Source organism: Mycobacterium sp. Aquia_216 (assembly GCF_026723865.1).
In the GTDB taxonomy this organism is placed as follows: domain Bacteria; phylum Actinomycetota; class Actinomycetes; order Mycobacteriales; family Mycobacteriaceae; genus Mycobacterium.
In genome coordinates this window covers 3,646,890-3,670,120 of the sequence record NZ_CP113529.1, presented here as the reverse complement: position 1 = coordinate 3,670,120, position 23,231 = coordinate 3,646,890, and the positions used below count along the sequence as shown (strand labels likewise).

The following is a 23,231-nucleotide window of genomic DNA, read 5'->3' as shown; positions in this document are numbered from 1 at the left end:
GGTATTCGTGTCGCCGTTCGCCCCGCAAGGCCCGCTTCAATGACCGCGCCGATCTGGCTCGCTTTTCCACCAGAGGTGCACTCGACCCTGCTGAGCAGCGGGCCCGGCCCCGGGCCGCTGCTGGCGGCTGCCGGCGCGTGGTCAGCGTTGAGCACCGAATACGCCGATGCCGCCGATGAACTCACCGGGCTGTTGGGCGCGGTGCAGGCCGGCGAATGGCAGGGCCCCAGCGCGGCGCAGTACGTCGCGGCCCACGTCCCGTATCTGAGCTGGCTGCTGGTCAGCTCCGCGGATAGCGCGGCCGCGGCCGCACTGCACGAGACGGCGGCCGGCGCCTACACGGCCGCGCTGGCTGCGATGCCCACGCTGGGCGAGCTCGCCGCGAATCACGCTATTCACGGCGCCCTGGTCGCGACCAACTTCTTCGGCATGAACACCATCCCGATCGCCGTGAACGAGGCTGACTACGCACGGATGTGGGTGCAAGCGGCCACGACGATGAGCACGTACGAAGCGGTCAGTGAGTCCGCGCTTGCCGCGGTCCCGCCGTCCACGCCGGCGCCGCAGATCATGGTCGCGGGCGCGGAGGCGAACAACGCGACGACCGCGGCAGCCCAAACATATCCGTCCTGGATGGATCAGCTCGCCCAATGGCTGCAGCAGTACACCAGCGGCTTCGCGTGGCCGGTGTCGAAGTGGCTCAACCCCGGTGGCTGGCCCTTCCCAGCGGCGCCGTGGGTCAACAACCTCGCCGCTTTCTTCGGGCAGCTGGGACTGTCGCCGGCCCTGTCGAGCGCGCTTGGCTGGGCCATCTTCCACACCCTGATGATCTTCTGGCCGTTCATTCAGGTCGCGGTTCAGCTGGCCGTCGTCGCCATCCCGGCCATGATGGTCATCGCCGCCGCGGCGGGCGCCGGGGCAGCAGCCGGCGCGGCGGCGATCGCGGTGGGCACCGCGGTTCCCCTGTCGATCCAGCCGCCGTTGCCCGCAATGGCACCGGCGCCGATGCCTACCGCGCCGGCCGCGGCGGGCTTTGGCAATGTGCCGACTTCCTCAAGCGCCAGCGCACCCGCGCCCGCTCCCGCGACGGCGACTGCGGCGTCCGCCAGCGGAGCCCCACCGGCCGGTGCCCCTCCCGGAGTTGGCTTCGGTCCGACCAGTACGAGCGGACTCGGCGCGGGTTTGTCGGACGCGCTGTACGCCGTCGGTCTGTCGGGATTGTCGGGAAGCAGCAGCGCGAAGAATCGCTCACGCCGCAAGTCCGAGGAGCCCGCGCCGGACGAGGCCGACGCCCCCGCCGCGGCCGCGGCGGCATCCGCCAAGGAGAAGTTGAAGGCCCGGCGCCGGCGCGGGGCAACCGTGCAGGATAAGGCCTACCGATACGAGTACATGGATCTCGAGGACGCGGCTCCCGGCCCGGACGACGAGCCCGCTGCGTCGGTCGGGGAATCCGGCCAGGCGGCGGGACCACTCGGATTTGCCGGGGCCGCAGCAAGATCCGGTGCGGACCACGCCGCAGGGCTCACGACGCTGCGCGGCGATGGGCTGAACGACGGTCCGGCCGTGCCGATGCTGCCGAGCAGCTGGGGCCACGACAAGTAACGGCCGCGTTCAGGTCGGGTAACGCCGGGGAGTGAACACCGTGTCTCCGGAATCGCCTGTATACCACTGGGTTTGAGACGATCCGACGATCAGCAGGCAGCGCATGTCGATATCGGCGGGGTTCAGGTCGGCCAACCGCACCACGCGGACGTCCTCGTCGGGCCCAGACACGTTGCGGCCGATCACCACTGGCGTTCCGGGTTCGCGATGGATCAGCAAGACGTCGCGCATCGCGCCGACCTGCCAGGTACGGCTCTTGGAGGCGGGGTTGTAGATGGCCAGCACCAAGTCCGCCGCGGCCGCGGCCGCCAGGCGCGCCTCGATCACGTCCCACGGCTTGAGCCGGTCCGACAACGAGATCACCGCGTAGTCGTGACCCAGCGGCGCGCCCACCCGGCTGGCGACGGCCTGGGCGGCGGTCATCGCCGGGATCACGCGGACCTGCACCCCGGGCCATTGTTTGGCCTCTTCGAGGACGGCGGTGGCCATCGCGAAGACTCCAGGGTCGCCCGACGACACCACCGCGACGGCACGGCCCTGTTCGGCCAGCGCGCAGGCCAGTCGCGCCCGTGCGGGTTCGTCGGTGTTATCGCTGGGATGACGTTGCTGACCGTCCCGAACCGGGACACGATCCAGGTAGTTGGCGTAGCCGATCAGGTCGGTCGCGCCCGCCAGCTCACGTCGGCTCTGCGGGGTCATCCAGTCGTTGTCGCCGGGGCCCAGGCCCACCACCGCGACGGCCCCGGCCGGCGAGTGTTCGAACCGCCGTCCGCCCGGAAGCATGGCCAGTGAGAAGTACGGCACAGTGGCCTCGTCGACCTCCGAGGCCGGCAAGATCCGTTGTGTGGGGGTACTGGCCCGCTCCACGTAGAACGCTTCGTCCAGCCGCCCGGATGCCGAAAGTGCTTTCCGGACAGCGTGATACGAACGCCCCAGTTTGAGCACCACGGCGGCGTCGGCGTCGGCGAGCCGACGGGCCAACTCGGCGACCGGCAATGTTCCCGGCAGCACCGACAGCACCTCGTCACCGGCCACCAGTGGCGTCGCGACGGCTGCCGAGGCGGCGCTCACCGACGTCACGCCCGGCACGATGACGGCGTCGAACCGCTGCGTCAGCCGGGTGTGCAGATGCATGTAGGAGCTGTAGAACAACGGATCGCCCTCGGCCAGCAGCGCCACATTGCGTCCAGCGTCCAGGTGCGCGGCGATGCGCTGGGCGGCCTCGACATAGAAGTCCTCGATCGCACCGGCGTAGCCGCCGGGATGATCGGTCACCTCGGTGGTCACCGGATAGACCAGGTGCTCCTCGATCTGGTCAGGCCGCAGATAGGGCTCAGCGATGCCGCGGGCGATACTGCGGCCGTGCCGGGCGCTGTGGTAGGCCACCACGTCGGCCTCGCCGATCACCCGGGCGGCCTTGACGGTGACCAGCTCCGGGTCTCCGGGTCCGAGCCCGACGCCCCACAGCGTGCCTCGCTGGTTGCTGGGCCCCGTCATTCGGCGTCACTCGCGATCGCGTTGACTGCGGCGGCGGCCATCGCACTGCCGCCGCGGCGGCCCCGCACCACCAGGTATGACATGCCGCGGGGGCGATCGATGAGCTCCTGCTTGGACTGCGCTGAGCCGACGAATCCCACCGGCCCGCCCAGGACCGCCGCCGGCGCCACGGCTCCCTCGTCGATCAGTTCGAGCAGCCGAAACAGCGCGGTGGGCGCGTTGCCGATCGCCAGCACCGCGCCGTCGAGCCGTTCGACCCACAGCTCCACGCCCGCCGCCGAGCGGGTGGTCTGCCGGCGTGCGGCCAGCTCGGGGGCGCGTGGATCGGCCACCAACGACACGACCTCGTTTCCGGCGGGCAGTCGGGCGGCGGTGATCCCGGCGGCCACCATCGACGAATCGCACAGCACGGGGGCGCCGTTTTGCAGCGCGGCGCTGGCCCGCGCCACCACGTCGTCGGTGAAGGCGACGTGCTCGGCAACGTCGACCTGCCCGCAGGTGTGGATCAACCGCACCACGACCGGTGCCACGTCGACGGGAAATCGTGCCAAGTCGGCTTCGGCGCGGATGGTCGCGAACGACTGGCGATAGATCTCCGCCGCATCGCGGATGTAGTCGAGCACCTGCTCACCCTAGCTACGGAGCAGCCGGTATCCGTCGCCGGTGGCGACGAGTACCTGACCGGTCGGCGGGCTGCCGCAGGCGCGTTCGCAGCCGACGTAGTGGCGACGCACCGCGGATTCCGTCCCGACGAGCTGGGCCGCGTCCGCCCGCACGTCGGCGGCTGAGTGCGCGCAGCCGGGACGTCCGGTGCATGCGCTGACGTCGAGCCACGGGGAGTTCTCGTCGAACACCAAGCCCAACGGCGCCAGCACCCGCAGCGCGGCGTCGGCGACACCCTCGTCGAGGTCGCACACCAGCACCGAGCGCCACGGCGTGATCACCATCGGCGCTTCGATCACGGCGAGGTACTCCGCGACCTGCGCGGGCAGGACACCCAGCGGTACCGCGGCCCCCAACGCAACCCGGCCTTCCTGGCCGGGCCAGTCCTGGGCTATCCAACCCACCGGCGGTTTGGCGACGGTCGCAACGGGGGTGGCGCTGAGATCGGCACCGGGCAGCAGTCTTTCTAAGTCAGCTAATTCGCTGATACGCCATGCCTTTTCGCGCACTTCGGCGAACCGGACGGCGACTCCGACCAGTGTCGTGACGACATCGTCGGCGGCCATTCGCAGACCGGTGTCGCGCCCCATCAGCAGCAGCGCGAATCCGTCTTCGCAGACATGCACCCCGACGTCGGAGCCCAGGCCGGACACGTCGGCGCGGCCGTCATCGATGCTGAACCAGAACCTGCCGCCCAGTTCCACTAATTTGGGCTCGGCGCAGATCGCGGCGTCCAACGCGTGCACCCAGCCCCGCACGTCCGCGCGTCCGCCGGCGCGGCCGGACAACGGCGAAGCGACGATGTTGCGTACGCGCTCGTGCATCGCCGACGGCAGCAGCCCGGCGTTGGCAATGCCCTCTGCCACCGCCGTCACGTCGGTGATCGCCCGCAGTTGCACGTTGCCGCGGGCGGTCAGCTCCAAGGTCCCCGAGCCAAAGCCTCTCGACAGGCCGCAGAGCGCCGCCAGTTGTACGGCGGTGATCATCCCGCCGGGCAGTCGGACGCGGACCAGCGCGCCGTCGGCCGCCTGATGCACCTGCAGGGCACCCGGGCAAGCGTCGGTGTCGCGGGTTCGGGCCACGTGTCCACGGTAGAGCAGAACGCAGCACCGAAAACGCCAATTGTCTGGCCCGTTCTCGAGCCCACAGCGGGGTGCTGCGTCATTACCGTCGGGCTTATACGAGGGAAGTTGGTGGTTGTGATGGCGCCGAGGCGTCAGTTGAGAGTCGCGATAATCGGTGCCGGGATGTCGGGCCTCTGCATGGCGGTCAAGTTGCAGGACGCCGGCATCGACTCGTACACCATTTTCGAAAAAGCCGACGAGGTCGGAGGCACCTGGCGCGATAACACGTATCCGGGTTTGACCTGCGATGTTCCGTCGCGGTTCTACTCCTACTCGTTTGCGCCCAACCCGAAGTGGTCACATTTGCTGTCGCCCGGGCCGGAGTTGCTGGCGTACTTCCGGCGGGTGGCCGACGAACGTGGCGTCCGGCGTCACATCCGTTTTGGCTGCGACGTCACCAGAGCCGAATACGACGACGGGACATGGCGCCTCACCACGACATTCGGCGAAGAGACGTTCGATGTGGTGATCACCGCAACCGGAGTACTACGGATACCTCGCTATCCGGACATCCCCGGCCGAGAGACGTTCGCCGGCCCGGCCTTTCACTCGTCACGATGGGACCACTCGGTTTCCCTGCCGGACAAGCGAATCGGCTTGATCGGAAACGGCTCGAGCGGTGTGCAGATCGTTGCGGAGCTCGGCGACAAAGTACGCCAGTTGACCCTGTTTCAGCGCACCGCGCAGTGGGTCTTGCCGCTACCCAACCCGAGGTATTCGCAGCTGACCCGGCAGGTATTGTCGCGCTTGCCGGTGCTCAACGCGATGAGCCGGTGCTTTTGGGGGGCCTTCGCCACGCAGTTCTTAGGCCGCGCCCCAATCCGTCCGGGATTGCGCCGCAGTCTGGTCCAGGCCAGCTGTCGATGGAACCTGCGGTCGGTGCGCGACCCGGAACTGCGGGCGAAACTCACCCCGGCCTACGAGCCGATGTGCAAGCGGCTGGTGATGTCGCGACGTTTCTACCGTTCCGTGCAGCATCCCACCGTCGACGTGGTCACCGATCGGGTCGACCGCATCGAGCCCCGGGGCATCGTGACCGCAGACGGCACGCTGCACGAACTCGATCTGCTGGTCTACGCCACCGGGTTTGACGCCAGGGCGTACGTGAGACCGATGGAGGTGATCGGCGAGGGCGGGATCACCCTGGACGAGGCATGGGCCGATGGTCCGATCGCATATCGGTCGGTCGCGGTGCCACGGTTTCCCAACCTGTTCATGCTGTTAGGTCCGCATTCGCCGATCGGGAACCAGTCGTTTATGGCAATCGCCGAGGACCAAGCCGACTACGCGATCTGGTGGATCAATCAGCTCCGCGCCGGGTTGGTGCGCGCCGCCGCGCCGAAGGAAGCCGCGACCAAGGAATACAATGAACTCATGAAAGCCGCTATACCACAGACTATTTGGGCGTCAGGCTGCAACAGTTGGTACGTGGGCAAAGATGGTCTGCCCGAGGTGTTCCCGTGGACACCGGAAACCCACCGCAAGCTCTTGCGCCAACCCGATCTCGCGGACTTCGACGTGCGCACCGCCTGATCTCAGAACGGCGGCGCCTGGTTTCGTGCGGCGACATGAGCGGCGTTGAGTGAACGCTCGGCATTGATGCGGTAGATGCGGTCTTGTTCGCGGGTGCGCGGTCGCTTGGGCATCATCACGCCGCGTCCGACGGCCGGTGGACTAACCCTTGGCGCAGTGCGTAATTCACCGGTGGAGGCGCACAGCGTGGGGAAGAGAAGTCGGCTACCGGGCCGGGTGGTGTACGTGTGGCCGCCCGGAGACGTCCAGGTAACGGCACCGTCGGGCCGCTGCTCGTCGCGCCAGGCCGTCCAGAAAGTCTTGAGCAGGTGATGTTTTCGGCACAGGCACTTGAGATTCGACGGATGGGTTGGGCCGAACGGGTAGGGAATCGTATGGTCGATGTCGCAAATCTCGGCGGGACGATCGCAATGGGGGAAGCGACATGTCAGATCGCGGCACCGCACAAACGTGTCGAGCGCCGTCGAGGGACGGTAGCCCGGCTCCGGTGCGCTGTCGTTGGCGGGATGCCGCACCGGCCGCAACTGCGCGCCATTGCGAATCAATTCCGCCAGCCGTGGCGCGGGTACCGTTCCACCACCGGGGATCAATGCGGAGGGCCGGTTGGCGCCCGGCGTGTCGGGCGGCTCCGACACGACCGCCGAGGACTCGGCGACAACGTGGATGACGACACCGGCTGCCCGCTCGTCGCTCTCCAAGCGCCCCGGGCATTCGCCGTTGCTGCAGCCGCAGGCGAGCCGCTGGCCACCCGCTGCCAGTACGCCCAACGCGTCGGCACGGCGTTGCGCAAGTGTCCGTGGGTCGTCGTCGCAGACGTCGTGCGCCATCTGCTGTAGCCGTCGGTCCAGAGCGGCTGCATCGGTGGAGTACAGCCGGCCCCACAGCGTGGCGGTGCCCGACTCGTCATTGGCCAGGTCGATCACCACGTCACGGCTGCGCGCGGCAGCCCGACCGCGCCGCAGCGCCCCGGGGTCATAGCGATCCACTATCGCGTCGATGGCTTGTGCTGTCTTGTTTACCGACAGTGGCCCATATCGGACCGCATCTTTGGCCAGCGCCGCATCCACCAGCCGAAGCGTCTCCTCGTCCTTGATCAGATCCGTGTGCCACACAATGGTCGCGGTCAGCCGCGCGCTTATCGCGCCGTCGGCGAAAAGTGCTGCCACGTGGGGTAACCGATCACGCAGTGCGACGGCCAGATACATCTGCCCGGACGCCATGCTGTGGCTGATACCGTGCACCGCCGAGACTTCGGCGGCCATCGCGTCCCAGTTGTCGCACGACCACATGGCATGGTCGACGGGGCCCATCGCGCGGCGGCGCACCAGTTCGGCAATCGCGGCCAGCCGGCGCGACGAGGCGGCGGCCTCGGCACGTGCCCACCCGGCGATGGCCGCCACCACGGTCGCATCGTCGGCGCGCACCAGTGCCTCCGCGCCCTGCAAGTCATCGAACATACTTTCGATTATAGGGACGAGGCCCGACACGTTCGGCGATTGCATCGTGGCGCGATGGGCACTCTGTTGCGGTGCAGACGATGGAGTACGCCGCGGGACGTTCGGTCGATGTATACGGTGATCCGGCTCGACCGGCCATCTTGCTATGGCATGGCATGCAGGCCAGAGCCCGCGTCGTACTGCGGCCCCTGGCGAACCTGCTCGCCGACCGCGGCGCCACCGTCGTGGTGCCCGATTGGGATTCCCACGCCGACGACGGCGGCCGTGCGGCCCTGTCACAATCGCTCGAGTTCATGCAAAAGCGCTGTGAAGGAAGGGGTTTCGTGCTCGTCGGGTGGTCGATGGGAGGTCTCGCCGCGGCAGGTCTGACACTGGCCCGCCGCGATGTCCCGCTGACCCACACGGTCTGTCTGGCCGGTTTGTTCACGGTGCCCGATCCGATTACGGGCCGCATCCCTTGCGAGGGACTGACTCTTGAGGAGATCGGCGCACCGTTCACCTTGCTGCACGGCTTGGCCGACGACGTGGTTCCTGCGACAGGCAGCCGCGACTTCGCCGCTCGGCTTGAACGGGTCGGGTGGCCGGTGGACCTCTTCGAGTTGGCGGCCGATCACGGCTCGATCGCCGGCGCCGAGTACGACCCGGCCGCGGATCGTTATCACGCGGCAGACGGCGGACGGGCACTCGACGTGGCCGCTGAGGTCGCCGGGCGCATCGCGGCGACGCTACGGTACGAATGAGGGGTGGCTGAGCCAACCATCGTCCTGCTGTCGACATCCGATACCGACCTGATCAGCGCCCGTGCCAGTGGGAAAAACTATCGATGGGCCAATCCCGCCCGGCTGTCCGACCCCCTGACTGACACAGAATTGCCCGACCTGCTTGCCGACGCTGCGATCGTGGTCGTCCGGATCCTCGGTGGTTATCGCGCCTGGCAAAACGGCATCGACACCGTGATCGCCAGTGGTATTCCGACGGTGTTGGTCAGCGGTGAGCAAGCCGCCGACGCCGAGTTGACCGGACTGTCCACGCTCGCCGCCGGGATTGCCGTGCAGGCTCACATCTACCTGGCGCACGGCGGCGTGGAGAACCTGCGGCAACTGCATTCGTTCCTGTCCGACACGGTGCTGATGACCGGCGCCGGCTTCACCGAGCCGGTGGTGACGCCGACGTGGGGTGAACTGGAACGGCCCCGAGCGCAGCACACCGGTGGGCCGACGATCGCGGTGCTGTACTACCGTGCGCAGCATCTGGCCGGCAACACCTCGTACATCGAATCGCTATGCGCGGCTATCGAAGACGCTGGTGGACGAGCGCTGCCCGTCTACTGCGCGTCGCTGCGCACCGCCGAACCCGAACTGCTGCAACGGCTCGGCGAGGCCGACGCGATGGTGGTCACCGTGCTGGCCGCCGGGGGACTGAAGCCCGCGACCGCGTCAGCGGGCGGGGAGGACGATAGCTGGAATGTGGAACACCTTGCCGCCCTGGATGTTCCGATCTTGCAGGGTCTGTGCCTGACGAGCTCGCGCGATCAGTGGTGTGAAAACGATGACGGCCTGTCCCCGCTGGATGTCGCCAGTCAGGTGGCGGTGCCCGAGTTCGACGGGCGCATCATCACCGTCCCGTTCTCCTTCAAGGAGATCGATGACGACGGGCTGATCTCCTATGTCGCCGACCCGGAACGCTGTGCACGGGTCGCCGGCCTGGCCATCCGGCACGCACAGTTGCGGTATGTCGCCCCGGCCGACAAGCGGGTGGCCCTGGTGTTCTCGGCATATCCCACCAAGCATGCCCGCATCGGCAACGCCGTCGGATTGGACACCCCGGCCAGCGCGGTGGCCCTGGTGCGGGCGATGCGTGACGTCGGTTATCGGGTGGGCGATCTGCCCGGGGTCGATGCCAACGACGGTGATGCCCTGATACACGCGCTGATCGAACGCGGCGGGCAGGACCCCGACTGGCTCACCCAAGAACAACTGGCCGGCAATCCGATCAGGGTGTCCGCCGAAGATTACCGCGACTGGTTCGCCACCTTGCCAGAGGAATTCCGCGAGGCCGTCGAAACCCATTGGGGTCCAGCGCCCGGCGAGCTCTTCGTCGACCGTACGGCGGATCCCGAGGGCGAGATAGTCATCGCCGCAATGCAATCCGAGAACCTGGTGCTGCTGGTGCAGCCGCCCCGCGGGTTCGGCGAGAATCCGGTTGCCATCTATCACGATCCTGACCTGCCGCCCAGCCATCACTACCTGGCCGCCTACCACTGGCTGGATACCGGATTCGGATCCCACGCCGTGGTGCACCTGGGCAAGCACGGCAACCTGGAATGGCTTCCCGGCAAGACGCTGGGGATGTCGGCGGCCTGCGGATCCGACGCCGCGCTGGGCAACCTGCCGCTGATCTATCCGTTCCTGGTCAACGACCCCGGCGAGGGCACTCAGGCCAAGAGGCGGGCGCACGCCGTGCTCGTCGATCATCTGATCCCACCGATGGCCCGCGCCGAAAGCTACGGCGACATCGCACGTTTGGAGCAGCTGCTCGATGAGCACGCCAACGTCGCCGCCCTGGATCCGGGCAAGCTGCCCGCCATCCGTCAGCAGATCTGGACGCTGATCCGCGCCGCCAAGATGGACCACGATCTGGGCCTGACCGAGCAGCCTGAAGAAGACACGTTCGACGACATGATCCTGCACGTCGATGGCTGGCTATGCGAAATCAAGGATGTCCAGATCCGCGACGGCCTGCACATCCTCGGGCAAAAGCCCACGGGGGAAGCAGAACTCGACCTGGTGCTGGCCATCCTGCGGGCCCGCCAGCTGTTCGCCGGCGAGCATGCGCTACCCGGCTTGCGACAAGCACTCGGTCTCGCCGAAGACGGCACCGACGAGCGGACCAAGGTCGATCAAACCGAGGCCCTGGCACGCGGCTTGGTCGCGTCGCTGCAAGCCACCGGCTGGGATCCGGCGGCCGTGGACAGGATTACCGACAATGCCGAGGTGGCCGCGGTGCTGCGGTTCGCGGCCACTGAGGTAGTGCCCCGGCTGAGCGGTACCGCCGCCGAAATCGACCAGGTGCTCCGGGCACTGGACGGCCGGTTCATTCCGGCCGGTCCGTCTGGGTCGCCGTTGCGCGGCCTGGTCAACGTGCTGCCCACCGGCCGCAACTTCTACTCCGTCGACCCCAAGGCGATACCATCCCGGCTGGCCTGGGAAGCCGGTGTCGCGCTTGCAGATTCACTGCTGACCCGGTACCGGGACGACCATGGGGAATGGCCGCAATCGGTCGGGCTGTCGGTGTGGGGTACCTCGGCTATGCGCACCGCCGGCGACGACATCGCCGAGGTCCTTGCGCTGCTCGGCGTTCGGCCGGTGTGGGACGACGCGTCACGTCGCGTCGTCGGTCTGACGCCGATTTCGCTGGCCGAACTGGGGCGTCCGCGGATCGACGTAACGGTGCGGATCTCGGGATTCTTCCGGGACGCATTCCCGCACGTCGTAACGATGCTCGACGACGCGGTGCGCTTGGTCGCCGAACTCGACGAGCCCGCCGACGGTAACTACGTCCGCGCCCACGCGCAGGCCGACCTGGCCCAGCATGGCGACGAAAGGCGTTCTACCACAAGAATTTTCGGATCGAAGCCGGGCACGTATGGTGCCGGGCTGCTGCAGCTGATCGACAGCCGGAACTGGCGCGACGACGCCGATCTCGCGCAGGTGTACACGGCCTGGGGTGGGTTCGCCTACGGGCGCGACCTGGACGGCCGTGAAGCGGTCGAGGACATGAACCGGCAGTACCGGCGGATTGCGGTGGCGGCCAAGAACACCGATACCCGCGAGCACGACATCGCCGATTCCGACGACTACTTCCAATACCACGGCGGCATGGTCGCGACGGTGCGGGCGCTGACCGGCAAGGCGCCGGCCGCCTACATCGGCGACAACACCCGACCCGACGCGATCCGCACCCGCACGCTGTCCGAGGAGACCACTCGGGTATTTCGCGCCCGGGTGGTCAATCCCCGCTGGATGACCGCGATGCGCCGGCACGGCTACAAGGGTGCATTCGAGATGGCAGCGACCGTCGACTACCTCTTCGGTTACGACGCGACTGCCGGGGTCATGGCCGACTGGATGTATGAACAGCTGACCGAGCGCTACGTGCTGGACCCGGAGAACCGAAAGTTCATGACGGAATCCAATCCGTGGGCGTTGCACGGCATGGCCGAACGGCTGCTGGAGGCGGCCGGGCGCGGCATGTGGGCCGAGCCGACGCCGGAAACCCTCGACGGGCTGCGCCAGGCGCTGCTGGAAACCGAAGGTGACCTGGAGGGTTAGGCAGCGGCAGCCCCTAGATGAAGTCCGACCCGCCGTCGACGTTCACGGTGGCTCCGGTGACGTAGCCGTTGCGCCGAGACACTAAGTAGGCGGTGATGGATGCGACCTCTTCGGGCAACCCGGCGCGACCGAGGTCACAGGGTTGATGGAAGTTGTTGTCGATCCAGGTCATAACGTCGTGCGGGTCGGTGGCATCCAGGCCATCGGCTGCCAGGATGTCCTTGAGGTTCTCGGTGAAGCTGGCTGTCACGATCGTCCCCGGACACACGCAGTTGACCAAGATACCGTCCTTCGCAAGGCTTTTGGAGAGATTCTTGGTGACGCTGGCCAATGCCGCCTTGGCGGCCGTGTAGGCCACGATGCGCGGGTTCTGCCGTTGAATGGAGTGCGCCGACAGCGCCACAATGCGGGCCCACTCCGCCGAGCGCAGCAGTGGCAACGAGGCGCGGATCGACCGCACGCCCGACATGGTGCCCAGCGCGAACGCATCCTCCCATTGCGTGTCGTCCATCTGCTCGAAGTAGCCGTCGCCCGGCCCGATCGTGTGAACCAAGCTATTGAGTTGCCCCCAGCGCTCGGAGATCGTCGCGAAGCCGTTCGCGATGGACTCCGCGTCGGTCATATCCACGCTGATCCCCACGGCGTCGGGAGCGCCTGCTTTCAGCAGTGATTCCACCGCGGTATCGAGTGCTTGTCTGCCGCGAGCCATTACCGCGACGCTGGAACCTTCGGTCGCCAGGGTTTCGGCGATGGCCAGCCCCATCCCTTTGCTCCCACCGGTGACCACGGCCGTCGATCCGGCGAAACCCAGGTCCATGGATACTCCTCTCACATCTGATCGATTGTTTCGGGTGCCACACCCAGTGCGCGCAGGCAGAAACGAAGCGCGTTTTCGCGGACTTCGGCGCGATCGCAATCGCCCGTGTGCCATTGCCGGTTGGTGCTCGCCCACACCACGCCGTGGATGAATTCCGCGTCGGTCACCGGGTCGATGTGGTGGAACACCCCGCGCCGCAGGCCGCGCTGCAGGGCCTCGCTGAGCGGCTTGAGCATTTCGACGTATGCGGGCTGGACCAGACCGGGGGAGGCGAAGGTCTGCGATTGGGCTTCCAGCGACAGCCGCCGCAAATCGGATTTCACGTGGTCGTCGAACGCCAAGTCGAGCCGTCCGTCAATCCACGCCGCTACCGCTTCGATCTCCGTATCGGCGGCCGACATCCGGCGCTGCAGCCGTCGCCTCTCCGCGCGCGCGGTCTCCAGGAAGACCGCGGCGACCAATTCATCTTTGGAATCGAAATGCCGATAGAAGGCGCGGGTGCTCAACTTGGCGCGGTCCAGCACCGCGGCAATGCTCAATCCGCGAACTCCGTGCTCGCGCAAGGTTGCCGATGCGGCCGTAAGAATCTCGCGGCGCACCGCCGGGTCCGGCTCGAGCTTGTCGCGCCGTCGCGTCCGAGGAGCACTCATCCGGTTGCATCGTAGGCGGTGAGGTAGTCCACGAACCGTTCACGAACCCCCTCCGACGTCAAGCCGTACTCGGCCAGGTCATAGTCGTGTATCCCACGAGAGCCGGGTCTGTGCCCTTCGGCCCACTGCCTGACCGAGTACGAGGTGGCCTCGGTAAAGCTCAATCCCAGTCGCTCGTAGCCGGTTTGCAGCGTGCGCACGGGATCAGTTTGCAGGTCGGCGAAGGAGACGTCGGCGAACCGGTCGTCACCCATCCGGGCACGGAAATCCATTGCCCGCCGGACGGCTTCGACCCAGCTGCCGACTTGCTCGGCGCCCAACTCCTTGGGATCGTCGTGGTCGCTGCTCCAGCTGCGGACATACCGGATCAGGCTGCACACCGAACCCATCACCCTGGCCGGATCGCGGTGGCTCCACAGGAATCTGGCATTCGGGTACGCCTCGACGAGCGCGTCGAGGGCGAACATGTGCACCGGTGTCTTGAGATGCCACAGCACTGGCGGGCAATGCCACTGCAGCAGTTTGAGCACCTTGCGGTGAAAGCTGTACGTCTCGCGCATGTCGCAGTCCAGCAGCCACGCCAGATAGCCGGGAGCACGCACCGCGCCGTCAAAGTGAAAGGTACGGAAGCTCATCCCCATCAGGTCCTGGCATTCGGTCGCGGCAGTGGCCTCGGAGTTGTGCATCGTTTTCATCAACGGGAACATGTCGTCGAGCATCTTCAGGCCGGCCTCGGCCTGCGCGATCCGCGGATCGGTGTGCTGGGTGGCGGCCTCCGGCGGCGGTGTGGGGGCTTGGGATTCCCACATCCGCAGCGACCGGAACTGCGGATCGGCGGCTACCAGTTGGCTCAATGCAGTGGTCCCGGTGCGGGGTAGCCCGATCACAAAGACAGGGCCGCCGACCACCTCATCGTCGATCTCGGGATGCTGTCGGTACGCGTCCTCGATCTTGAGGCGCTGGATCAGCGCGTTGCTGATGGTCGCGTGCTGGATGACCTGGCCGATTTCGTTGAGGTCGGCCTCGGTGTTCAGCGTGTCGACGATGCGATCGAGTCCCTCGCGGTAGTACGAGGACCCGAAATCATCGAGACCTGTTGCAGCGCAAGCGCCGCTCTGCAACTCATCGGCGTCAAATGTCATCAGGCGAACCTCTCGCGCACGGCCTTGCGGCGCGCCGCAATGACGGACGCCCGCTGCTGCGCGGTGACCGTCGCGGTGTCCGATGGCAAGTGAGCATGGATCTTGTCGAACGGCACAACCCGCGTCGACGGCGTCGGCGCCGTCTTCGTTCGCACACAGCGCAGGATGATGGGTCCATTGCTGTAGCCCGCGGTGTCAAGCCAATTCGCGACACCCGGGTCCTCGGGACACAGCACCACCCGCACCAGGCCGTCGGAATCCACCACCGCTTGCCGGGCATTGAGGCTGGACTGGTGGCGCCCGTAATGAATCGTCTCCCACCATGGGTTGCCGAGGGAGAAGCTCCAGTAAATCCCTTCGGGCGGTTCCATTTCCACGATGAGTGCCTCGCCCGGGCCCAGCTCCCACCGACCGATCACCGGCCGGTTCTCGGCGGCCGCACCGATATCGGAGCGGTCGATCGGCGGCAGGAATCCATTCGTCGGCGCCGCGGCACCGAATTGGAGAAAGAACTCCAGGTTGCCCTGGACAAAGTCGCCAAGGGCGACCAACTGCCGCGATATTGCCACGGCCGGATCGATCGGACGGACTTCGGTGCTAGTCGCATCGCCGAGGCGCTCAATGCGCAGCGACGATGGCACTTCGTTGTCCCAGTCGTAGAAGAAGTGCCGGACCGTCAGCGTCGGGTTTTCGCCTTCGAGCCGCATCCAATTACCGGCTCGCCCCGTCTGCTCGGATGCCGACAGCAGCACCTCGAAGTTCCCGTCGGCATCCATCTCGAGCTCGTCGACGAGCTCGTTAGCCGTTGCGGCGATGCCGTTCATCGTCTGCAGCCCGACATAGCGTGCGGTGCCTCGATTACCGAACAGCCGGTAACTTTCCCCGCCGCGCAGCACGGCACGGGTGTAGATGCAGTCTGGACATTCCATTCCCCACGTCACCAGGTCGTCGGTGCTGGTGGCTTGAACACTCAGGACCGGATCGGTGTCGAATCGCAGCACCTCATCGATCCCGGCGGTGAGCAGCACCAACAGATGCCGCATGCCCGCGGCGAGATCGACGCGATTTCGGTTGGCCGGGTCCGATTGGACGAGCTGCGCTGCGTTGTGCAGTCGTCCTTGCAAATACGACCACGCCTGGGAGAGGTCTGCGCCGTCGTCAGATCCCGCCAGCGCTGCCTCGGCGATCGAGAACGGTAGCCACGCCATCGGGTTCTTCGGATCGCCCACGCGTTTCCCCGCTCCGATGCTTAAACGAAAACATTATTTTCATTTAACACCATCGCAGCCGAGTGCTGTGAATGTCAACGTTCACGAGTAGGTTGAGACCGTGACGCCCACCTTCGCCGATCTCGCCAAGGCGCAATACATCCTGCTGACCACCTTCACCAAGGACGGCCGACCCAAGCCGACGCCGATCTGGACTGCCCCGGACCAGGAATGCGGCGACCGGCTGCTGGTGATCACGCAGGGAAACTCGTGGAAGGTCAAGCGGATTCGCAATACACCCCGCGTCACGATGGCCACCTGCACGATGCGCGGTCGTCCGACGAGCGAGGCTGTCGCGGGCACCGCGGCCCTGCTCGACAAATCGGACACGGGCACTGTGTACGACGCGATCGGCAGGCGTTACGGCATTGTCGGCGCGGTCTTCAACTTTTTCAGCAAGCTGCGCGGCGGCATGGAAAACAACATCGGCCTCGAACTCCGAGTGGCCCAAGGCTAGAACGCGCGATGGCCACGGTGCTGGTTCCGATTCCGGACCGTGACTTCGACCCGACCGAGGTCGCGGTCAGCTGGCGGGTCCTGACCGACAACGGTCACCGGGTGGTCTTCGCGACCGAAAGCGGAACGTCCGGTGTGGCCGACGACATCATGGTGACCGGTCGAGGTCTGGATATCTGGTCCGCGTTACCGGTATTGGGGTCCTTCCCGCTCGTCGGCCTGGTGTTGCGCGCCAACACGAGGGGTCGCGACGCCTATGCCGCCATGGTGCGCTCGCAGGAGTACCGGCACCCCGTGAGCTGGCGGCGAGCCACGCTCGACGGCATCGACGCGTTGCTGCTGCCCGGCGGTCACCGCGCCCGCGGAATGCGCAGCTACATCGACAGCGACATCTTGCAGCGCCTGGTCGTCGAAGCCTTCGGCCGCGACATGATCGTGGCCGCGATCTGTCACGGTGTGCTGCTGGCCGCGCGCAGCATCGACCCCGGCACGGGCCGCTCGGTGCTCTACGGTCGCAAGACCACGGCGCTCACCTGGGCCATGGAGCGACTGGCCTGGCGGCTCACGCGGATCACCCGATTCTGGGATCCCGACTACTACCGGACCTACTCCGAGCAGCCCGGTCAGCCGGGCGGCTACATGTCGGTGCAGTCGGAAGTCACCCGCGCGCTTGCAGACCCGTCGGATTTTCGCGACGTCGAGCGCGGCACGCCGCACTGGCGACTCAAATCGTCCGGGATGGCGCGCGACACGGCGACCGACTCGCGACCGGCATTCGTCGTCGACGACGGCAACTACGTCTCGGCGCGCTGGCCCGGCGACACGCACACCTTCGCGGGTGTCGTGTCAGACAAATTGCGGCCCTAGGACTACCGAAGTACTAGCGCAGGTGCTCACCGAAGAACGAGAAGACACGACTCCAGGCGTCTTCGGTAGCGGCGTGGTCATAGCCGAAACCCGCAATCCGGAGCAGTGGCTGGGCGGGAAGGGTGTTCGCGAAGCTGTGTCCGGCGCCCGGGTAGGCTTTGATGTCATTGGTGATCTGTTTGGCCGCAACCACTTCGCGCAACTTCTCGGGTGCGCCCCTGCCCAGCGGGTCACGCGCACCGAAGCTCGCCACGATCGGGCATGCCCCCTGCAGCGTGTCGCTCAGGTGGCGTGGCAGAGGAGTGCCGTAGAACGGAGCGGAAGCGCCAAAACCTTTGGGCGACATGACAAGGGCAAACTGGCCGCCCATGCAGAAGCCGGCGATCCCGACCTTCCCGGTACCGTCCGGCCGGGCTTGCAAGTGATCGCGGGCAGCAAGGATGTCGTCGAGGGCGCGGCCGCGTTGCGTCATCAGCTCACGCATGACCCGGGTGATACAGCGGATGCGGCCGCCCCGGGCGTACAGGTTCGGAGTCAGCGCCACATAGCCTGCCTGCGCGATGCGGTCGTTGATCGACTGCTTGTCCGGGCCGTAGCCGACGGCGTCGTGGATCACCACCACACCGGGCCAGGGGCCGCTGCCGGGTGGAACGCTCAGCAGCGCATCGATCGGTCCGTCGGGGGTATCGATCTCAATCGTGGTCATATCATCATCTAACTGCAGCCGCGATGCGAGCCGGCACGGGAACTTCAATGCAATGCACACTCGTTGGCCTCACATGGTGAGCCGGTTGTTACTCGTCTACGCCGTCGTCGAGCTGGCGGCGATCTTCGCGTTGGTATGGACGGTCGGGTGGGGTTGGACCCTGCTGAGTCTGCTGGTCACGTTCGTCCTCGGCTGGGGCCTGCTGGCCCCGATAGCGGGGTCGCAGCTGATTCGCGACATCGGGCAGATGCGTTCCGGTCTGAAGGAACCGCGCAGCACCCTGGGGGACGGCGCGGTGGTGACGGTGGCGACGGCGCTGGTCCTCGTTCCCGGATTCGTCACCACGGCTCTGGGGACCTTGCTGCTGCTTCAGCCGGTGCGGTCGGCCGCCGGGCCCGGATTGAGCGGCATCGCGCTGCGCGGTTTGCAGCGCCGCGCACCGCTGGTCAGCTACAGCACGGCTTTCACCGACTTCCGTCCTCATCCCACGGGCGATGGCCGCGACTACATCGACGGCGAGGTCCTCGACGTCCACGATGCCGAGCCAGCCGTATTGCCGAAGGACCGGATCGCCGATCAGCACTGGGGCGGCCCCCGATTTCGGTCCGGCCCGGACTGATTGCCGTTGGCACCGCTGCACGTAGTTTTGCGGTGTGACCCCGATTTCGACCACGCTGCTGCTGAACGGGCGGGTGCATAGCCCCACCCATCCCGACGCGACCGCGATGGCGGTGCGCGGCGACGTCGTTGCGTGGCTGGGCAGCGACGCGGTAGGCCGCCGACAGTTTCCCGACGCCGAGGTGCTGGACCTCAAGGGTGGTTTCGTGGCGCCGGGATTCGTGGACAGCCACATTCATGTGACGGCGACCGGACTCACGCTGAGCGGACTCGACTTGCGGGCGGCCCGCTCGCGCGGGCACTGCCTACAGCTGATCGCCGACTATGCCGCAGCCCTCCCCGGCCAGGCGGTGTGGGGGCACGGCTGGGACGAGTCGTCGTGGCCCGAGAACAGCCCGCCGTCCACCGCCGATCTCGACGCGGCGCTCGGCGACCGGCCGGCCTACCTGGCGCGCGTCGACGTCCACTCGGCGCTGGCCTCGACGGGGCTGCGCCGGCTGGTTCCGGATCTCGCGGCGGCGCGCGGCTTCGCCGCTGACCGGCCGCTGGCCGGCGACGCACACCATCTGGTCCGGGCCGTCGCGCGCGGGTCGCTGACCGCTGCGCAGCTGGAGGAAGCCAGGTCAGCTGCGCTGGGAGCCGCGGCCGCGGCCGGCATCGTCGCGGTACACGAATGCGCGGGACCCGAAATCGGTGGCCTCGATGACTGGCTGCAGCTACGGGCCTTCGATCACGGCGTCGAGGTGATCGGCTACTGGGGTGAGGCGGTGACCACCGCCGAGCAGGTCCGTGTGCTGATGGAGCAGACCGGAGCCCGCGGGCTGGCCGGTGACCTGTTCGTCGACGGGGCCCTCGGGTCACACACCGCCTGGCTGCACGAGCCTTACACCGACGCACCCGACCGCGTCGGCACCTGCTACCTCGACGCCGGCGTCATCGAAGCGCATCTGCGGGCATGCACCGCGGCGCAGGTGACGGCCGGTTTTCACGTCATCGGCGATGCCGCGGTCTCGGCGGCCGTCGACGCGTTCGAACGTGTCGTCGCCGACCTCGGGGTGGTCGCGGTCGCCCGCTGCGGGCACCGGCTGGAGCACCTGGAAATGGTTACCGCCGATCAAGCCGCCAAACTGGGCGCGTGGGGTGTCATCGCCAGCGTGCAGCCCAATTTTGATGCGCTCTGGGGCGGCCGCGACGGTATGTACGCCGACCGCCTCGGCGCTGAACGAGGCAGCCGGCTCAATCCGCTTGCGCTGTTAGCATCCCAAGGCGTGCCCCTCGCGCTAGGTTCCGACGCCCCGGTGACGGGGATTGACCCGTGGGCAAGCGTGCGCGCGGCGGTTCATCACCACACTCCGGGCAATGGCGTATCGGCCCGGGCCGCGTTCGCCGGGGCGACTCGCGGTGGCTGGCGCGCATGCGGCGTCCGGGACGAAAACATGGGTGCCCTGGTGCCCGGCGCACCCGCGTCCTACGCGGTGTGGGACGCCGGAGACCTCGATGTCCACGCCCCTGACGACAGCGTCCAGCGCTGGTCCACCGATCCTCGCTCCCGTGTTCCCGCGTTGCCCCGGTTGGGGCTGACCGATGAGCTGCCGCGATGCCGGCGAACCGTGCACCGAGGTGCTGTCATCCATGGCTGAGGAAAGGCCTGGTCGAGACGAATACCCCGACGAGCCGAGCGAGGTCGATCCGGACGCCGCGCTGCAGGCCGCCGAAACCGAGCCTGACGAGGAGGAGTCCGCGCCGCAGGACGAGGCCTCCGAGCCCGACGAGCACACCCCCAGCGAGCCGCAGCGGCCCGGCTTCGCCGGTCGGGTGGCCAGCGGCACAAGCCACGCAATAGCGCGATTGGGTAGGGGGGCAACCGGGCGGTTGCCCGGCATCGGCGCCGCGCTGCTGCCTCGCCTCTCGCGGCTGGCGGCCAGCGTCGGGGGCGGACTGCTGCTCTGCGCCAGCTTCCCCTCGGTGAACTGGTGGTGGGCCGCCGTCGTCGCCGCCGCGCTGCTCGCCTGGGTGCTCAAGCACCCCGCCACGACGCCGGCCGGTGGTTTCGGCTACGGATTCCTGTTCGGGCTCGCGTTTTACGCGCCACTGCTGCCGTGGATCAGCCTGCTGGTGGGCGCCATCCCGTGGCTGGCATTGGCCACGATGTGCGCGCTGTTCCCCGCCCTCTTTGGTTTCTTCGCCGTGGTCGTGCGTCGACTGCCCGGCTGGCCGATCTGGTTCGCAGTGCTGTGGACGGCCCAGGAATGGCTGAAATCGAATTTCCCGTTCGGCGGCTTTCCGTGGGGCTCGGTCGCCTACGGCCAGGCCGAAGGTCCACTGCTGCCGTTGGTCCAGCTCGGCGGCGTGGCCCTGCTGTCGATGGGGGTCGTGCTGCTGGGCTTCAGCGTGACCGCAATCGCGCTGGAAATCGCCACCTGGTGGCGAACCGGTAGCCGGCTGCGTCGTGACATCTCGGCGGAGGCCGCCGAAGAGGAAGTCGCGGATGCCGGACCACCGCCGCCCGCGGTGGTCCTTCCCGGCGTCTGTGTCTGTCTGGTGTTGCTCGCCGCAGTCGTCGTCTGGCCGCAGGTGCGGCACTCCGGTGCCGGATCGGGTGGTGAACCGACGGTCACCGTCGCTTCCGTGCAAGGCAATGTGCCCCGGCTCGGTCTGGACTTCAACGCGCAACGTCGAGCGGTACTGGACAACCACGTCGAAGAGACGCTGCGGCTGGCCGAGGATGTGCGAGCCGGGGCTGCCCCGCAACCGCAGTTCGTTATTTGGCCGGAGGATTCTTCCGACATCGACCCATTCGTCAACGCCGACGCCGCCCAACGAATCGCGGAGGCAGCCCATGCGATCAACGCGCCGATCCTGATCGGCGCGGTGCTCGCCGTTCCGGGCAGCGAGCAAGGGCCCGTCCAGTACACCAACACCGCCATTGTGTGGAATCCCGTCACCGGACCGGCCGACCGGCACGACAAAACGATCGTCCAGCCGTTCGGCGAATACCTGCCCATGGCGTGGCTGTTCAAATATCTGTCGAGCTATGCCGACCGGGCCGGCAATTTCATCCCCGGTCAAGGCACCGACGTCGTGCAGATCGCCGGAGTGCCCGTCGGCGTGGCCACCTGCTGGGAGGTGATCTTCGACCGGGTGCCGCGAACAGCCGTCCTCAACGGTGCCCAGCTGCTGGCGGTACCCGCCAACAACGCCACCTTCAACAAGCGCATGAGCGAGCAACAGCTGGCGTTCGCCAAGGTTCGGGCCGTCGAGCACGACCGATACGTCGTGGTCGCCGGTACCACCGGGATCAGTTCCGTGATCGCGCCCGATGGCGCCGAGCTGGTCCGCACCGACTTCTTCCAGCCCGCCTACCTGGACATCCAGGTGCGCCTCAAGACGAAGCTGACGCCGGCGACTCAATGGTCCCCGATCGTGCAGTGGGTGCTGGTCGCGGCGGCCGGAGCGGTCATTCTGGCCGGAATACGGCACAATAGGATCTTCCCGCGTTCGATTCGGCTGCGGTCCAGGCCTTCGGCTGAATCGGCGGACAGTGGGGCGACTCCGGACGAACCCCGGCCCGACGAGGAAGTCCCGACGACCGCGCACGACGCTCCGCCGGACACAGGCGGTGACTACACTCCGCTCCACCAAAAGGGCGGCCCACAACCGCGTTATCTCGGGCGACATAGAGGAGATCAATGACCACCGGCGAGCAGGCGACCCGGGCCCCGGGTAATCGTCCCAGCCAGCGTGTCCTGGTTATCATCCCGACCTTCAACGAGCGGGAGAACCTGCCGCTGATTCATCGGCGGCTGCAGGACGCCTGCCCCGATGTGCACGTACTGATCGTGGACGACGGCAGCCCCGATGGGACCGGCGATCTCGCCGATGAGCTGGCCGCGGCCGACGGCGGTCGCACCCACGTCATGCATCGCACGGCCAAGGATGGCCTGGGCGCCGCCTACCTCGCGGGTTTCGGCTGGGGTTTGAGTCGGGACTACGCGGTACTCGTCGAGATGGACGCCGACGGCAGTCATGCTCCGGAGCAGCTGCGCCGACTCCTGGACGCCGTGGACTCCGGCGCCGACCTGGCCATCGGTTCGCGCTATGTCGACGGGGGAGCGGTGCGAAATTGGCCGAAGCGGCGCTGGGCCCTGTCCTGGACAGCCAATACCTATGCCCGAGTGGCGCTCGACATCGACATTCACGACATCACCGCCGGCTACCGCGCCTACCGCCGCGAAGTCCTGGAAGCGATCGATCTCGACGGCGTGGACTCCAAGGGCTATTGCTTCCAGATCGATCTGACCCGGCGCACCCTCGACAACGGCTTCATCGTCGTCGAGGTGCCGATCACTTTCACCGAGCGCGAGCTCGGCGTATCCAAAATGAGCGGATCCAACATTCGCGAAGCGCTGGTCAAGGTCGCGAAATGGGGCGTCGAGAGTCGCAGGAACGGCGCTCGGGCCGCCCGCGCAGCCGACAGAACGTAGTCGAGCGGGCGCGAAG

The 23,231-nt window shown here is 67.2% G+C and carries 17 protein-coding genes and 1 pseudogene; 9 read left to right on the top strand and 9 right to left on the bottom strand.

Features of this window, described 5'->3' with window-relative positions:
* Window positions 1–39 precede the first annotated feature (39 nt).
* On the top strand, window positions 40–1,602 hold the full coding sequence (locus OK015_RS17100) for a PPE family protein (RefSeq protein WP_268124727.1): 1,563 nt from the start codon (window positions 40–42) through the stop codon (window positions 1,600–1,602).
* Between the two features lie 9 nt (window positions 1,603–1,611).
* On the opposite strand, the gene OK015_RS17095 is transcribed toward OK015_RS17100, so the two are convergent.
* The 3 genes from OK015_RS17095 to cobG are packed head-to-tail and all read right to left on the bottom strand — an operon-like array spanning window position 1,612 to window position 4,844.
* Window positions 1,612–3,099: a precorrin-2 C(20)-methyltransferase gene (locus OK015_RS17095; protein WP_268124725.1), complete on the bottom strand. Its 1,488-nt coding sequence runs from the start codon at window positions 3,097–3,099 to the stop codon at window positions 1,612–1,614.
* Window positions 3,096–3,722, bottom strand: a complete 627-nt coding sequence (locus tag OK015_RS17090) for a precorrin-8X methylmutase (protein ID WP_268124723.1) — start codon at window positions 3,720–3,722, stop codon at window positions 3,096–3,098. Before OK015_RS17090 ends, OK015_RS17095 begins: the two co-directional genes overlap by 4 nt.
* Window positions 3,723–3,731: 9 nt before the next feature.
* A complete protein-coding gene (cobG, locus tag OK015_RS17085) occupies window positions 3,732–4,844 on the bottom strand; it encodes a precorrin-3B synthase (protein WP_268124721.1) in 1,113 nt (370 codons plus the stop codon).
* Between the two features lie 120 nt (window positions 4,845–4,964).
* On the opposite strand from cobG, the gene OK015_RS17080 reads away from it, so the two are divergent.
* Complete coding sequence (locus tag OK015_RS17080; protein ID WP_268124719.1) at window positions 4,965–6,419, top strand: flavin-containing monooxygenase; 1,455 nt, start codon at window positions 4,965–4,967, stop codon at window positions 6,417–6,419.
* 2 nt (window positions 6,420–6,421) lie between these two features.
* Here the strand turns inward: OK015_RS17080 and OK015_RS17075 are convergent, their stop codons facing one another.
* Window positions 6,422–7,876 (bottom strand): HNH endonuclease signature motif containing protein, encoded by a 1,455-nt coding sequence (locus OK015_RS17075; protein ID WP_268124718.1) that lies wholly within the window; start codon window positions 7,874–7,876, stop codon window positions 6,422–6,424.
* Between the two features lie 71 nt (window positions 7,877–7,947).
* On the opposite strand from OK015_RS17075, the gene OK015_RS17070 reads away from it, so the two are divergent.
* Together OK015_RS17070 and cobN are read left to right on the top strand one after the other, a co-directional pair.
* On the top strand, window positions 7,948–8,616 hold the full coding sequence (locus OK015_RS17070) for an alpha/beta hydrolase (protein ID WP_268124716.1): 669 nt from the start codon (window positions 7,948–7,950) through the stop codon (window positions 8,614–8,616).
* A 3-nt stretch (window positions 8,617–8,619) separates the two neighbouring features.
* Window positions 8,620–12,207, top strand: a complete 3,588-nt coding sequence (cobN, locus tag OK015_RS17065; RefSeq protein WP_268124715.1) for a cobaltochelatase subunit CobN — start codon at window positions 8,620–8,622, stop codon at window positions 12,205–12,207.
* Between the two features lie 13 nt (window positions 12,208–12,220).
* On the opposite strand, the gene OK015_RS17060 is transcribed toward cobN, so the two are convergent.
* The 4 genes from OK015_RS17060 to OK015_RS17045 are packed head-to-tail and all read right to left on the bottom strand — an operon-like array spanning window position 12,221 to window position 16,024.
* Window positions 12,221–13,024: an SDR family NAD(P)-dependent oxidoreductase gene (locus tag OK015_RS17060; RefSeq protein ID WP_268124713.1), complete on the bottom strand. Its 804-nt coding sequence runs from the start codon at window positions 13,022–13,024 to the stop codon at window positions 12,221–12,223.
* A gap of 11 nt (window positions 13,025–13,035) precedes the next feature.
* Window positions 13,036–13,674, bottom strand: a complete 639-nt coding sequence (locus OK015_RS17055; RefSeq protein WP_268124711.1) for a TetR/AcrR family transcriptional regulator — start codon at window positions 13,672–13,674, stop codon at window positions 13,036–13,038.
* The gene (locus tag OK015_RS17050) at window positions 13,671–14,816 is read right to left on the bottom strand and encodes a sulfotransferase family protein (protein ID WP_268124709.1); all 1,146 of its coding nucleotides are present in this window, start codon (window positions 14,814–14,816) and stop codon (window positions 13,671–13,673) included. Before OK015_RS17050 ends, OK015_RS17055 begins: the two co-directional genes overlap by 4 nt.
* Entirely contained in the window at window positions 14,816–16,024 is a 1,209-nt protein-coding gene (locus OK015_RS17045) for a DUF1214 domain-containing protein (protein ID WP_442791309.1), read from the bottom strand. The genes OK015_RS17050 and OK015_RS17045 overlap by 1 nt, the downstream gene beginning before the upstream one ends.
* A gap of 121 nt (window positions 16,025–16,145) precedes the next feature.
* On the opposite strand from OK015_RS17045, the gene OK015_RS17040 reads away from it, so the two are divergent.
* Together OK015_RS17040 and OK015_RS17035 are read left to right on the top strand one after the other, a co-directional pair.
* Window positions 16,146–16,541, top strand: coding sequence for a PPOX class F420-dependent oxidoreductase (locus OK015_RS17040; RefSeq protein WP_268124705.1), 396 nt, complete (start codon window positions 16,146–16,148; stop codon window positions 16,539–16,541).
* 8 nt (window positions 16,542–16,549) lie between these two features.
* Window positions 16,550–17,407: a type 1 glutamine amidotransferase domain-containing protein gene (locus OK015_RS17035; RefSeq protein WP_268124704.1), complete on the top strand. Its 858-nt coding sequence runs from the start codon at window positions 16,550–16,552 to the stop codon at window positions 17,405–17,407.
* A gap of 13 nt (window positions 17,408–17,420) precedes the next feature.
* Here OK015_RS17035 and OK015_RS17030 read toward each other — a convergent pair whose 3' ends face one another.
* A complete protein-coding gene (locus OK015_RS17030; protein WP_268124703.1) occupies window positions 17,421–18,113 on the bottom strand; it encodes a dienelactone hydrolase family protein in 693 nt (230 codons plus the stop codon).
* A gap of 73 nt (window positions 18,114–18,186) precedes the next feature.
* On the opposite strand from OK015_RS17030, the gene OK015_RS17025 reads away from it, so the two are divergent.
* From OK015_RS17025 to lnt, 3 genes and pseudogenes are all read left to right on the top strand, one after another.
* Window positions 18,187–18,732, top strand: a complete 546-nt coding sequence (locus OK015_RS17025; RefSeq protein WP_268124701.1) for an FxsA family protein — start codon at window positions 18,187–18,189, stop codon at window positions 18,730–18,732.
* Between the two features lie 106 nt (window positions 18,733–18,838).
* Window positions 18,839–20,371: an amidohydrolase gene (locus OK015_RS17020; protein WP_268132825.1), complete on the top strand. Its 1,533-nt coding sequence runs from the start codon at window positions 18,839–18,841 to the stop codon at window positions 20,369–20,371.
* Window positions 20,364–23,215, top strand: a pseudogene (gene lnt, locus OK015_RS17015) (apolipoprotein N-acyltransferase). The gene OK015_RS17020 and the pseudogene lnt overlap by 8 nt, the downstream one beginning before the upstream one ends.
* Window positions 23,216–23,231: the final 16 nt, after the last annotated feature.

Bases quoted from the DNA above. Each gene is read 5' to 3' on its own strand.
- OK015_RS17100 (WP_268124727.1), top strand. From the start codon at position 40: ATGACCGCGCCGATCTGGCTCGCTTTTCCACCAGAGGTGCACTCGACC.
- OK015_RS17095 (WP_268124725.1), bottom strand. From the start codon at position 3,099: ATGACGGGGCCCAGCAACCAGCGAGGCACGCTGTGGGGCGTCGGGCTC.
- OK015_RS17080 (WP_268124719.1), top strand. From the start codon at position 4,965: ATGGCGCCGAGGCGTCAGTTGAGAGTCGCGATAATCGGTGCCGGGATG.
- OK015_RS17075 (WP_268124718.1), bottom strand. From the start codon at position 7,876: ATGTTCGATGACTTGCAGGGCGCGGAGGCACTGGTGCGCGCCGACGAT.
- OK015_RS17060 (WP_268124713.1), bottom strand. From the start codon at position 13,024: ATGGACCTGGGTTTCGCCGGATCGACGGCCGTGGTCACCGGTGGGAGC.
- OK015_RS17055 (WP_268124711.1), bottom strand. From the start codon at position 13,674: ATGAGTGCTCCTCGGACGCGACGGCGCGACAAGCTCGAGCCGGACCCG.
- OK015_RS17050 (WP_268124709.1), bottom strand. From the start codon at position 14,816: ATGACATTTGACGCCGATGAGTTGCAGAGCGGCGCTTGCGCTGCAACA.
- OK015_RS17045 (WP_442791309.1), bottom strand. From the start codon at position 16,024: ATGGCGTGGCTACCGTTCTCGATCGCCGAGGCAGCGCTGGCGGGATCT.
- OK015_RS17035 (WP_268124704.1), top strand. From the start codon at position 16,550: ATGGCCACGGTGCTGGTTCCGATTCCGGACCGTGACTTCGACCCGACC.
- OK015_RS17030 (WP_268124703.1), bottom strand. From the start codon at position 18,113: ATGACCACGATTGAGATCGATACCCCCGACGGACCGATCGATGCGCTG.
- OK015_RS17025 (WP_268124701.1), top strand. From the start codon at position 18,187: ATGGTGAGCCGGTTGTTACTCGTCTACGCCGTCGTCGAGCTGGCGGCG.
- OK015_RS17020 (WP_268132825.1), top strand. From the start codon at position 18,839: ATGGCGGTGCGCGGCGACGTCGTTGCGTGGCTGGGCAGCGACGCGGTA.